Source organism: Sorangium sp. So ce375 (assembly GCF_051473855.1).
GTDB lineage: Bacteria > Myxococcota_A > Polyangia > Polyangiales > Polyangiaceae > Sorangium.
Map to the genome: position 1 here is coordinate 6,349,044 of NZ_CP150335.1, position 11,706 is coordinate 6,360,749.

Consider the following 11,706-nt stretch of genomic DNA (forward strand, 5'->3'; position numbering starts at 1 on the left):
GTCGTCCGATCCCGCATCGCCCATCAGGATCGGCCGCTCTCGCTGCAGATGAGACGGTAGGGGCGATCCCCGGGCAGCGTGGTCCTGGAAGGAGAGTTTTGCGGAGGTGACGGAGCGTCTTTACAGGAGCAGAGTTCGCTGACCGCCCCGCCGCGGCCACCGCGATGGACGCGGAACTTACGAATCGATCGTGATCTCGCAAATGTCCGCGGAGAGCTTCAGCGCCGGCTCCGTCCGCGCCTGTACTTCGCGGGCGGATACGCCGGGGGCGAGCTCGCGAAGGAGGATGCCTCCGGGTACGATGTCGATGACCGCAAGATCCGTGATGACGCGGTGAACCATGCCCCTCCCCGTGAGCGGCAACGTGCACTGGCGCAGAATCTTCGGCGACCCATCCTTGGCAACATGCTCCATGATCACGACGACGCGCTTGGCGCTCGCTGCCAGATCCATGGCGCCGCCTATCCCCTTCACCCTCTTCCCGGGAATCATCCAGTTCGCGAGATCGCCCTTCTCGGAGATCTGCATCCCGCCCAGGATGGCAAGATCGATATGCCCGCCGCGGATCTGCGCGAACGAATCGGCGCTCGAGAAGATGGCGGAGCCAGGGAGCATGGTTACCGTCTCCTTCCCGGCGTTGATGAGGTCGGGGTCTTCCTCTCCGGCGACGGGGTAAGCTCCGGTGCCGAGCAGGCCGTTCTCGCTCTGCAACACGACGTCCACGCCGGCCGGAATGTAGTTCGCGACGAGCGTCGGCATGCCGACGCCGAGATTCACGTAAGAGCCGTCTCGCAGCTCCTGCGCGGCGCGCTTCGCGATCTCTTCCCGTGTGAGCGCCATTGTCATGCCTTCCGCGGGGTCCGCCGTTCAATGCGCTTTTCGTAACGCTCACCCCGGAAGATGCGGTGAACGTAGATACCGGGCGTGTGCACGTGGTCCGGATCGATCGAGCCGACCTCCACGAGCTCCTCCACTTCTGCGATGGTGATCTTCGCTGCGGCGGCCATCATGGGGTTGAAGTTCATCGCAGTGCGACGATAGACGAGGTTCCCGCGACGATCGCCACGCCAGGCCTTGACGATCGCATAGTCGCCTCGGATCGCGTGTTCGAGGACGTACTCGCGACCGTTGAAAGTTCGGATCTCCTTCCTTTCGGAGTACTTCTTGACCGATCCATCGCCATGATAGAGCACGGGGAGCCCACCGTCGTTGATCATGGTGTGCGCGCCGGTCGGCGTATAAAAGGCTGGGATCCCTGCGCCGCCGGCGCGGATGCGCTCTGCGAGCGTCCCCTGCGGAGTCAGCTCCAGCTCCAGCTCCCCGGAGAGATACTGACGCTCGAATTCCTTGTTCTCGCCGACATACGACGAGATCATCTTTCGGATTTGCTTGTTCCTCAGAAGGATACCGAGGCCGAAGTCGTCCACGCCACAATTGTTCGACACGACCGAAAGCTCGCGAGTCCCGAGCGTGCGAAGCGCGCCGATCGCGTTCTCTGGGATGCCGCAGAGGCCGAAGCCGCCCGCCAAGATCGTGGCGCCGCTCGGGATGTCGCGAACCGCATCGATTGCGCTCCTGTAGACCTTGTCCATGAAATCGCCTCCTGCCCCAGCTCGGGGAATTCGGACGCCTCGCTTCGTGGTCTGCCGCGGTAGTGTTCCCCCCTCTCCGGCGATCCGAGCGCCCGCCCACCGCGCTGTTGGCTCGATCCGCTGCGCGTCTGTCGCCCTGGCGGCGCGCGATGATCCGCGCGCTCCATGATGTGCACCATTTTGCTCGGCTACCGCTCGGATCCGCCGTCATGCCCGAACGCCCAGAGGGCATGTAGCGCGATATAAGTCAGAAAGCGCGAGCGCCAAGGCACCACCTCGTCCGCCGGTTTCGCCGGGCGTCTTCGCGAAGGCGCGTCCCACGCCGGATTTTCTGGGGGAACGGAAGCAGGAGAAGGCGAACGCGCGGCGGGGAGCGGCCGCCGTTATCGCTCGCCTCGGGGCGGGCGCCGACCGGCTCGGCTCAAGGCCGCCCGCAGCGCCGAAGCCGCCGCCGGTAGCCACGCGGGCGCGCCTCCGGGGGCGGCGCGGCCGCGGCCACCTCGCTGGATCCAACGGACGATGGCCGGGGAGTGGCCACCTGCGCCGCGATCTCCTGTGCCGCGCGCACGCCCGAGAGATAGGCCCCGTGGACCGTCGAGGCGTAACCCTTCTGGGTCGCCTCGCCCGCGAAATGAAGCCTTCCCGCCGGCTTGGCCAGCTCGTCGTAATCATCCGGGCTCGCGCCCGGCGGCATGTACGAGTAGGAGCCCCGCGCGTACGGATCGCTGGACCAGCGCGTAATAAGCCGGCTCTCCGGATCGGGAATGTTCTCACCGAACATCGTCCGGAGCACGTCCATGGCCGCGGCGATGATCTCCTCGTCGGACATGTCCTCGAGGTCGCGCGCGTGCGACGCGGAGCTGAAGCAGACCAGGGTGGGCCTGCCGTCGACCTCGTGGAAGCTCATGTTCGTGGACCACGCGCCGGTGTTCCGGGCGATGTACCCGAGGTACAGCACCCCCGCGTCGGACCAGAACGCCTGCGGGAACCGGAGCACCACCTTGTTGAGGACGCCCATGCCGAGCCGGTCGATGGCACCTTGCTTGGAGGCCGGCAGAGGGGGTTCGAAGCGCACCGCGGCCGCCTTGAGCACGCCGAGCGGGAGCGTGACGACGGCGTAATCGCCCTCGAAGTCCCCCTGATTGGTCAGGACCGTCACCCCCGCCCCGTCGTGACGGATCTGCAAGGCCACGTGCCCGGTGCGGACGTCGAGCTGGGAGGCGAGCGTGGCCGCGACGCGGTCATAGCCCTCCGGGAACACGACGTTTGGACCATCGAAGCTCGGACCCCAGTCCCAGTAGTAGAGCGAGAGCTCCTGAGCACCGGCCGCGAACTCCTGCTCGATGCTGGCGTTCACCGCAAGGCGCAGTCGCCGCAGCTCCTCGTCGGTGATCGCCTGCTCCTGCAGGATCTCGTCGACCGCCGCCGCGAGTGTGATGTCTTCCTTTCCCATGGCGAGGCGCTGCTCTCGGAGCGCGTCGAGTCGCTCGAGGAGCGCGTCGAACGCGGTCCAGAGCGCCGCCTCCTCCTCGGTCGTGAGCATCCTGCCATCGGTATCCCACGTCCACCAGGAAGAGGAATCCGTGGGGATCGTCTCCGCGTCGGAATCGGCAGCGAGCTGGGTGATCGGGTTGCCCTCGGTACCGTGGATCCACGAGGCGCCCAGATCCACGGGTTCATCCGGGCGCGATCGATCGGTCCACACCCGTCCACCGATGCGGTCCCGCGCCTCGAGCACGGTGACCGCGTGCCCGGCGCGCTGGAGCTCGCGCGCGGCGGCGAGGCCCGCAATGCCCGCGCCGATGACGACGACGCGCGCGCTCTTCCCCGGGACAGGTTGCGCGGCGCTGCAGGCTGCGACGAAGCGCGCGCCGGAGGTGGCGAGGAGAAGCTTCAACCATTGGCGACGTTGCATACCGCGACGGCAGACCGCGGCGTGCAGGGGGAGTCAAGCGTCACATGCTGGAGCGCCGAACGAAATCGGACCGAGGCGGTCAAATCGACACGAGCATGCCAAGGTGTAAGGATGAAAGCTCTCGACGCGTGGATTCTGGTCCTGGAGTCCGGCTCGTGATGAAGGTGGGCCCTCCGACAAGACGGGGCTCCTGGAGGCTCGAGGTTAGCAGCCCAGAACCGCCAGGTGCCCGATATTTTGAAGGAGGTAAGCAGAACCCGACCAACGTGTGCGACGGGATCTCGATCGGAATCGGGTTCACGATGGCGGCGATCGAACCGGGGGGCGGTAGGCCCGACGGACCGACCGGTCGACCGCTGCGTGCACTGACCCTGCGGACCTTCGTGCGTCCCCAGACGCTCATCAACCGAAAATGTTGTGACAGTGGAGCTCGCACTGATCCCTGCGACTCACGCACTCCCGATAGGCTGTGAGGGCAATACGACACGCTGCAATACTAGCCGGGTTGTGGAGGGGGGACGAGGGGGAGGACCAGGAAATCTACACGGATTACCTCGCTACATCGCTTGAGGCACATCTCAAGGCCGGAGATCTCGGTGGCCGCCGTTATGGGGCTTGAGGCGGACCGCATGGTCGAGGCCGCGATTGGTCAGTATGGCGTCACTCAAATTGCCTTGATGCAGACGAGCGGGAGAGCGCGCCGTGTCCGGCGCGAGCCATGACAGAATCACCCGCATTCCCGCAATTGCATACCGTAGCTGACCGCGTCCATGGACACCGAGGCGCTGTGATCCCGGCTCTCGGAGGCGTCGAGAACGAGCCTGGTGTTGACGTTCAAGATCGTGTCCTGGCCGCAGGGCGACTCGACCGCCGGTCCCTCTCCGGGCTTCTCGGGGAAGACGTAGCTCGTGTCCCGGGGACCATGAAGCGCGAAGCGCTGCGCCAACTGGAGCGGCTGTCCGGCGAAGGAATAGCTCGATCTCACCCTGACGAGGGTCCCCGCGGGTATCCGCACGTGGCCGCGGAGATCGATGGGGCTGACGGCGACCATCCATCCCTGCGGGACGTGGAGATTGACTCCCACCGTGCAGGCAACGGTCTGAAGCGTGCTCCCATCGGCCTCGCGCTGGAGCCTCATCTCGGAGAACCGGATCGCGCCGGTCTGACCGTCCCGGGGGACCTCGGAGGTGAACGAGCCGGTGGAGGGACACCCTGAGCCGCCCCCGCTGATCCCGACCACACGGAACTCCGGCGGCGCGGTGTCAGCGCTGGTCTCCTCCGGGTCAGCGAACGCTTGCGACGCCGTGGATCCAGGAGCGGCGCTGCAGCCGGCCAGTAACCCGCTCGCCGCCAGGATCAGGATGGCAAACAAGCACCACATCGGTTTCGTTTTCATGCGAACTCCTGTGCGACGCGTGGTGATGCTCGAGCCACGGGACCGCAGCCGCCCCGGAGAGGTCTTGTCAGCATCTCCGCCACTGAAGGTGGAATTCCTTCTTGAGTGTTCCGTCGATGATGTCCACGGTGAACAGCGCGTTGGCGGCCGGGTTCTCGTGTGTTTTGAGGGTCATTCGGGCGCTGATGTTTAAGATCGCGTCTCGTCCGCAGGCCGACTCGATCATCGAGCCGATTGCAATCTTGTCGGTGAAGACGTAATCCTCCTGTCGGGGACCCCTGATCCAGCTGTGCGGCGACAGTTGGAGCGGACGTCCAGCGAAGGAGTAGGTCGAGCTCTCCCGGGCTTCGACCCTCGCGGGGAGGTCCAGGTAGCCGCGGGTGTTGATGGTGGCGATGGCGACCATCCACCCCTGCGGGACGTGGAGGTTGACTCCCACCGTGCAGGATTTGTGTTGGAGTGTGGGGCCCTGAGGTCTGTGCTCGACTATCATGTCTCTGAAGTAGAGCGTAAAGGTCTGCTTGTCCTGCGTCATGTTGTGGGTGACCGAGCCGGGAGGGTCGCGCGGACACCCCGTGCCATTCCAGTTGAACCCAATAATCCGGAAGTCCGGCAGGGGCTGCAACGCTTGCTGCTCAGCCTCGACGGGCTCCGGCACGTCCGTCTCCCGGGCAGAAGACTCCTCTGCGACGCACCCGTGGAGCACGACGATGGACGTCAGCCTGAGGATGAAATCGAGCTTCTTCATGAATTACCCCTTGTTCGTGACCGTCGGGTAGCGACCGCTCACGGAGCGCTGCACCTGAGAGCACTGTCATCTCCGAGACAGTGCGTGATGTTATGACGAGCTTGGGGCTCGCTGCTCGGAGCGGCAAGTCCAGGCGGACTACGCAGCCCGCGATACGTCCGCCCTCCTGGCAGGGTGGACAGGCGTGGCGGCGTCGCCGGCCGTGTACGCGGCGCCTGCTTCCGGGATCCGCGTGCGCAATCTTAAAATGGGCTCGCGTCAGGGAAGGACGCGTGCAACGGGTTTGGTGGCGAGGCGAGCGCCTGCCTTGTGGGCGGCCATTCCGCGCGGTACTGCGGGCCATGCTCACTACGTCTGTCGAGCGTACCGTCGCCGCGCGCGCGGTGCGACCGAGATGCCGGACACTGCGGTTCTCGCGCACTTCCCTAAGGTCATCCTGCCAGCGACGTATCAATGATACATGCTCCGCATCGATGCGATCCATGTAGAGTCATGCTTGCTTGACACGCTCTATCGTGTGCCCAATGATGGCAACAGGGCCCCCTCGGAGCGCCTGACAGTCAAAGGAGCTGCAACATGAATAGATTTTGCCTAATCCCGGCGCTCGCATGCGTCGTTGTCATGGGAAAAGCGGTAGCAGCGGTGGCGCCGCTGCCACCATCCGGGCCGATCCCGGACGATGAGAAGACAGACATCATCAGTACGCTGAGGGTCGTCCGATTGACGGCGGACCAGGAGACCCGAGACTGTGTGGCTGCAGACAAGATCGAGACCGCCCGGCAGCTGACACGCATCTCCATGGAGATCATTCAACTCAATCTCGCGATCCGTACGAAAGGCTACACCTACGAAGAGCTCACGGATCGGCTCGCAAATCAGGTGAGGCCCATCGAGACAGAGCTGCTCTTGCAGCCAAACGCCGGCGCGTGCGAGCCTTCCAGGGTCATCGAGCAGATCGAAGCCGTATTGGGCACCAGCGCTGTCTTCTGGGCTTTCCCCTTGAATCCACGCACACCCCCTGAAAATCCGAGGTAACCCAGGCGTTGTTCGATGGGCGGCGAGGGTGCAGGATGCGACGACGGCTCACGGACGCGCGGTCGCGTCCATGGAGCGACCGCGCTCCTCTCAGCGGTGCGCCTGGACCATCCGCACGCCGAGCGCCACGAGGGCTACGCCGTCGACCGCTTCGAGCATCCGGCGCACGCGACGGAGTCGGCGAGGAGCTCACGCCCGCGCCGCCGGACGGCCAGTAGCGATGTGCATCGATCGCGCCGCCACGCCGGCCGAGAGGCCGCGGCGGATCCTCAATCCGGCCGAGACGAGGCTGTCATACACGACAATCGTATTCAGGTGTTTCTCAAGCCCGGAGAAAGGGCATTCTCATGTTGAAGATCGCCGTTTTCATGCTGCCGTTGGTCTCCGCCTTGACGCTCGCGACAACGACCGCGCGCGCGGCCGACTGGAGAACGGAATGGCCAGTATTCGATGCGGTTTACTACGTTGACTACCATCCGGACCTGTATCGAGTATTTGGCTACAACCATGCCGCGCTGAAAGACCATTGGCTCAAATACGGAATCAATGAATGCCGGCGCAGCTCCCCGGTCTTCGATGTCCGTCATTATCTCGATGCCCACGGTGACTTGCAAATGGCTCTGGGCAAGAACAACTGCGCGGCGGCGGTGGAGCACTGGCACAATTATGGCATTTCGGAGGGCCGGGCCAGCCATCCTGACTTTAATGTAATATGTTACCTGAATCGCTACAGCGATCTGCGAATGAGCTTTGGGGCGAAGAACTATAGCGCGGCGCTGACTCATTACCTCGAGCACGGGAGATACGAAGGACGCGTCGGCACTTGCCGCTAAGCGCAATCGAGCGGTTGCCAGCCTCGGCTCCCCCGCCCGGCTCGATCGCCGCGTGCAAGCCGTGCGCGCGTGCGCAACGGGAGAAGCTCATCCGGGCGCTGCGGCAGCACGCCGCCCACGAGGGGGCGGGGCGGCGTGGCGAGTCACGCCTGGCGCGGCGCAGAGCTGCTCGGGCCGGCCACCGGCGCGCCGGCGGCAGCCACCTCGAAGTGGGCGGTGACGTGGTAAACGCCGGCCTGGAGATCGAAGCAGAGGCGCAGACCGCTCTTCTCGAGCACCCGCATCATCGCCTTGTTGGTGAGCAGGACGTCCGCCTCGAAGCCCGAGATCCCCCGGGCTCTCGCGATCTCCGCCATCCGCCGCATGAGCAGGGTGCCGACCCCCTTGCCCTGCCACTCGTCGCGGACGACGAAGGCGACGTCGGCCAGGTTGTTCTTCGGATCGACGTCGTACCGGGCCATCCCGATGATGGCCTCGTGCTCCGGGCCGGCGCAGGCCACGATGGCCATGTTCTGGTCGTAATCGAGGTTCACGAGCTGCTGCATCTCCTCGTGAGGGTGCTCCCGCTTGTGGCTCATGAAGCGGCGGTAGGTGCTCTCGTCCGAGAGGCGATAGAAAAGGTCCTGGAGCGCGGCCTCGTCCGAGAGCCGGACCGGCCGGCAGAGCAGCTCCTCGCCCGACGGCAGGCGCGCGGCGCGCGTCTCCTGCCAGGGGTAATCCGCGCGCGAGATGACCTGATCGACGAACACGTAGCGGCGCTGCTTGGCCGCGGCGAGGAGGTCGGCGCGGTGGTCGGGGTGGGCGATCTCGATGAGCGCGAGCGCGCGCTGCCGGATGTTCCGACCCCAGAGATCGGCGACGCCGTGCTCCGTCACCACGTAGTGCACGTCCCCGCGGCTCGTCACGATGCCGGCGCCCTGCTCGAACGCCGGCTGGATCCGGCTGATCTTACCCTCTTTCGCGGTGGACCGGAGCGCGATGATCGGCTTGCCGCCGCGGCTCCGCGCGGCGCCCCGGATGAAGTCGACCTGGCCCCCGATGCCGGAGAAGAAGCGGCCCATCAGCGTGTCGGCGGCGACCTGGCCGGTCAGGTCGACGGCGAGGGCCGCGTTGATGGCGACCATCCTGTCGTTCCTGGCGATCGCCAGCGGATCGTTGGTGAAGGCGGACCCGCGCATCTCGATGACGGGGTTGTCGTGGGCCCACTCGTAGAGGGCGCGGCTCCCGAGGAGGAACGACGTCACGAGCTTCCCTGGCAGGAGGGTCTTCCTGCGGTTCGTGATCACGCCGCGCTCGACGAGATCCATCATGCCGTCGGAGAGCATCTCGGTGTGGACGCCAAGGTCGTTCCTGTCGCCGAGCGCGGCGAGGACGGCGTTCGGGATCTTGCCGATGCCCGTCTGGAGCGTGGCGCCGTCGGGCACGAGCGACGCCACGTGGCGGCCAATCGCGCGGTCGATCTCGTCGAGCGGCTCGACCTCGCGCTCGGGCAGCTCGCGGTCGGCCGGGACCAGGTGAGTGATCCGGTCCACGTGCAAGAACGAGTCTCCGTGGGTGCGAGGCATTCGCGGGTTGACCTCGGCGAGTACGAGATCGGCCGCGTCGACGGCGGCGCGGACGATATCGACCGAGACGCCGAGGCTGACGAAGCCGTGGGCGTCCGGGGGGCTCACCTGGATGAGGGCCACGTCGATGCGCACCCGGCGCGACAGGATCAGAGCCGGGATCTCGGAGAGGAAGACCGGCATGAAGTCGGCGCGCCCCTCGTGGATCGCCTCGCGGACGTTCTGGCCGATGAAGAACGCCGTGTGACGGAAGCGCCGCTCGAGACCGGGGCGGACGTACGGCGCGGGGCCCTCGGTCATCAGGTGGACGATCTCGTTGTCGGCGAGGTGGTCGCCGGACTGAACCATGGCGTTCACGAGATCGGTCGGCTCCGCGGCGCCCGAGCCGACGAGGATGCGGCGCCCCCGCGGGATCGCGCGGATTGCTTGCTCGGCGGTCGTGATCTTGTCAGCGAAGCGCGTTTGCCAGTCCGTGACCGTTTGCTGCATGGTGCGCGTTCTCCCGTGCTCCGCGGGTTTCAGCAAGAAGCGGTCCACCGGCCGGAGCTCGGCGCGCACGGTCGCCTCTTCCTCGAGGCGGGGCGATATACCGGATCCAGCGCGCCGCCTGCGCCACGCCGGCGGCATTGGGCCCCGCCGCGCCCGAGCGCGCGCCTGCAGCGGCCGCGGGCGCGCGCAAACGGTTCGCCAGGCGGGACCGCGCGGCGACTCAGACCGTCGTCGAGCCACGGACGCTCGGCGGGGCGATGCTCAATCACCCCGGCCAGGCATGTCGCTGGTGGTCAAAAGTTCACCCGCCGCGCCGCCGGACGGCCATCAGCGACAGCAGCTCGAACGCCAGGTTGGCAGCCAGGATCGATGTGATATCGCCATGATCGTAGGGCGGGGACACCTCGACGACGTCGCCCCCCACGAGCTCGACGCCGCGCAGCCCTCGCACGAGCTGCAGCATCTCTTGGCTGGTGAAGCCGCCCACCTCCGGCGTGCCGGTGCCGGGCGCGAAGGCCGGGTCGGCGGCGTCGATGTCGAGCGAGACGTAGATCGGACCGCGGAGGGCCTCACGCATCATCCGGACGACAGCAGGCAAACCGAGCTCCGCCACGTCATCCATCGTGATCGCGCGCACGCCGCGCTCGCGCGCCCACTGCCAGTCCACCGCCTCGGGCGTCGGACCGCGCAGCCCCACCTGGACGTAGCGCGAAGGATCGATGATCTTCTCCTCGATGGCGCGGCGGAACGAGGTGCCGTGGCTGTAGGGCTGCTCGTCGAACTCGCGGTGCCATGTGTCCGGGTGGGCATCGAAGTGCACGACCCCGAGCGGGCCGAGCTTCCTCGCGTGAGCGCGCATCAGCGGCAGGCTGACCGAGTGATCGCCGCCGAGCGCCAGCACCATCGCGCCCGTTGCCAGCACGGCGCCGACCTCGGCCTCGATGTTGGCCATGGTCTCGGCGATGGATGACGGGAGGACGTTCACGTCGCCGTAGTCCACCACCTTGAGCACGTCGAGCGGCTTGACCTCGAGCGCGTTGTTGTACCCCCACAGCATCACGGACGCTTCGCGGATCCGTCGCGCCCCGAGGCGCGCGCCGCTGCGGTAGGACGTGCCGCCGTCGTACGGTACGCCGACGACGGCCACGTCCACGCCGGCCAGATCGCGGGTGACCGGACGGCGCATGAACGACGTTATCCCGGCGAACGGCTGGAGCTCGGCGCCAAAGCCAGGTTCCGGTGCGGTCATGAGGCGCTCCTGCGATGAGGGGACCCGCGCCATCTTGACCGCTCCCGCACGCTCCAGCCAGCGCTCCGATCGACGCGCCGGACAGCGAGGACAGCGCGGGTCCGTCACCGTGGTCCTCGCACAGCGGCGGAGACGCCGGGGCGGCGCCGGCATCTCATGCTGCCGGGTGCGCGAGGCCGGGCAAGCGCGCGAGGATCACGGAGGGGCGCAAACGCCGAGACGTGCCGCGCGGAACCCGGATGTCCCGGAGGCGAGCCCCGATGCAACAAGAACCGAATTACCTCACCCGCGTGCCGCTGGCCTACTTCGTCACTTCTGGATACGGAGACACCGACTACGGTGGTGGGCTCGATCCATGGCATACAGGGTCGTTCGATCTGGCCCTGGCGATGGGCGGGATCGAGAACTTCAATATCATCCTCTGCAGCTCGGTGATCCCGCCGGAGGCGTACGAGATCCCCATCGAGGTCGCAAAGCCCCACTTCCGCCACGGCGCGGTGATGGAGGTGATCATGGCCTCCGTGAACGGGAGGGCCGGCGAGACCGTCACGGCGGGGCTGGGCCGCGTCCGCATCCGCGATCGGTCGACCGGCGCCTGTCTCGGCGGGTTCGCCGCCGAGTACGAGGGGCACGACGATGCCGCCACGGCCGCGAGCACGCTCCGTCGCGAGCTGGAGGGAATAGCGCTGCGCCGCTACGGCGCCGCGCAGGTCGACCTGGAGTACGACGAGCCGGCGATCGCATCTCGCCAGGTGCAGAACAAGCACGGCACCGCCATCGCCGCGCTGTGCTGGCTGACCTATTCGTTCCCGCAGCTGACCGACCCGCAGCGCGAGGCCCTGCGCGCCGCGGAGAAGGCGCGGTGTCGAGCGGGTGCGTAGCGA

Annotated in this window: 10 protein-coding genes; 3 read left to right on the top strand and 7 right to left on the bottom strand. The window is 66.7% G+C overall.

Going from position 1 to position 11,706, the window contains the following annotated elements; translation table 11 throughout:
* Positions 1-177 precede the first annotated feature (177 nt).
* The 5 genes from WME90_RS23485 to WME90_RS23505 form a co-directional block, all read right to left on the bottom strand.
* Positions 178-840, bottom strand: coding sequence for a CoA transferase subunit B (locus WME90_RS23485; protein ID WP_437283412.1), 663 nt, complete (start codon positions 838-840; stop codon positions 178-180).
* Between the two features lie 2 nt (positions 841-842).
* Positions 843-1,592, bottom strand: a complete 750-nt coding sequence (locus WME90_RS23490) for a CoA transferase subunit A (protein WP_437283413.1) — start codon at positions 1,590-1,592, stop codon at positions 843-845.
* A gap of 421 nt (positions 1,593-2,013) precedes the next feature.
* A complete protein-coding gene (locus WME90_RS23495; protein ID WP_437283414.1) occupies positions 2,014-3,489 on the bottom strand; it encodes a flavin monoamine oxidase family protein in 1,476 nt (491 codons plus the stop codon).
* Positions 3,490-4,234: 745 nt separating this feature from the next.
* Positions 4,235-4,903, bottom strand: coding sequence for a DUF4360 domain-containing protein (locus WME90_RS23500; protein WP_437283415.1), 669 nt, complete (start codon positions 4,901-4,903; stop codon positions 4,235-4,237).
* 67 nt (positions 4,904-4,970) lie between these two features.
* Positions 4,971-5,651 carry a DUF4360 domain-containing protein gene (locus WME90_RS23505; protein ID WP_437283416.1) on the bottom strand — a complete coding sequence of 227 codons (681 nt, stop codon included), beginning with the start codon at positions 5,649-5,651 and terminating at the stop codon, positions 4,971-4,973.
* Between the two features lie 576 nt (positions 5,652-6,227).
* Here WME90_RS23505 and WME90_RS23510 point away from each other — a divergent pair.
* A complete protein-coding gene (locus WME90_RS23510; protein ID WP_437283417.1) occupies positions 6,228-6,686 on the top strand; it encodes a hypothetical protein in 459 nt (152 codons plus the stop codon).
* A gap of 347 nt (positions 6,687-7,033) precedes the next feature.
* A complete protein-coding gene (locus tag WME90_RS23515; protein ID WP_437283418.1) occupies positions 7,034-7,519 on the top strand; it encodes a hypothetical protein in 486 nt (161 codons plus the stop codon).
* A 143-nt stretch (positions 7,520-7,662) separates the two neighbouring features.
* Here the strand turns inward: WME90_RS23515 and WME90_RS23520 are convergent, their stop codons facing one another.
* Both WME90_RS23520 and speB read right to left on the bottom strand, forming a co-directional pair.
* Complete coding sequence (locus WME90_RS23520; protein ID WP_437283419.1) at positions 7,663-9,573, bottom strand: GNAT family N-acetyltransferase; 1,911 nt, start codon at positions 9,571-9,573, stop codon at positions 7,663-7,665.
* Between the two features lie 301 nt (positions 9,574-9,874).
* On the bottom strand, positions 9,875-10,822 hold the full coding sequence (gene speB, locus WME90_RS23525) for an agmatinase (protein ID WP_437283420.1): 948 nt from the start codon (positions 10,820-10,822) through the stop codon (positions 9,875-9,877).
* A gap of 260 nt (positions 10,823-11,082) precedes the next feature.
* Between speB and WME90_RS23530 the strand changes: the two genes are divergently transcribed.
* Positions 11,083-11,703: a pyruvoyl-dependent arginine decarboxylase gene (locus WME90_RS23530; RefSeq protein WP_437283421.1), complete on the top strand. Its 621-nt coding sequence runs from the start codon at positions 11,083-11,085 to the stop codon at positions 11,701-11,703.
* Positions 11,704-11,706 lie beyond the last annotated feature (3 nt).

Excerpts from the sequence above, each read along its gene's own strand:
- WME90_RS23505 (WP_437283416.1), bottom strand. The coding sequence starts at position 5,651 with ATGAAGAAGCTCGATTTCATCCTCAGGCTGACGTCCATCGTCGTGCTC.
- speB (WP_437283420.1), bottom strand. The coding sequence starts at position 10,822 with ATGACCGCACCGGAACCTGGCTTTGGCGCCGAGCTCCAGCCGTTCGCC.
- WME90_RS23485 (WP_437283412.1), bottom strand. The coding sequence starts at position 840 with ATGGCGCTCACACGGGAAGAGATCGCGAAGCGCGCCGCGCAGGAGCTG.
- WME90_RS23515 (WP_437283418.1), top strand. The coding sequence starts at position 7,034 with ATGTTGAAGATCGCCGTTTTCATGCTGCCGTTGGTCTCCGCCTTGACG.
- WME90_RS23510 (WP_437283417.1), top strand. The coding sequence starts at position 6,228 with ATGAATAGATTTTGCCTAATCCCGGCGCTCGCATGCGTCGTTGTCATG.
- WME90_RS23520 (WP_437283419.1), bottom strand. The coding sequence starts at position 9,573 with ATGCAGCAAACGGTCACGGACTGGCAAACGCGCTTCGCTGACAAGATC.
- WME90_RS23530 (WP_437283421.1), top strand. The coding sequence starts at position 11,083 with ATGCAACAAGAACCGAATTACCTCACCCGCGTGCCGCTGGCCTACTTC.
- WME90_RS23500 (WP_437283415.1), bottom strand. The coding sequence starts at position 4,903 with ATGAAAACGAAACCGATGTGGTGCTTGTTTGCCATCCTGATCCTGGCG.
- WME90_RS23490 (WP_437283413.1), bottom strand. The coding sequence starts at position 1,592 with ATGGACAAGGTCTACAGGAGCGCAATCGATGCGGTTCGCGACATCCCG.